This is a genomic window from Bacillus sp. SIMBA_005, from assembly GCF_046535585.1.
Lineage (GTDB): Bacteria > Bacillota > Bacilli > Bacillales > Bacillaceae > Bacillus > Bacillus pumilus.
The window spans coordinates 1-238 of record NZ_JAWRWI010001122.1; the positions used below are offsets into that span (position 1 = coordinate 1).

1 pseudogene is annotated in these 238 nt (G+C 49.6%); it reads left to right on the forward strand.

Annotated elements, in window-relative coordinates:
- A pseudogene (locus SB660_RS23620) lies at positions 1 to 238 on the forward strand (peptidase M42); the annotation flags it as partial.

Genomic DNA, 238 nt, shown 5'->3' on the forward strand with positions numbered 1-238 from the left:
CGACGCATTTTCTGATTTCTAATAATGAAGAAATCGGCTACGGCGGCAATTCCAACATTCCTCCTGAGACCGTCGAATACTTGGCTGTTGATATGGGAGCGATCGGCGACGGCCAGTCTACGGATGAATATACCGTCTCCATTTGCGTGAAGGATGCGAGCGGACCGTACCATTATCAGCTCAGAAAACATCTGGCCGGGCTTGCGGAGCGCTATGGCATTGATTATCAGCTTGATAT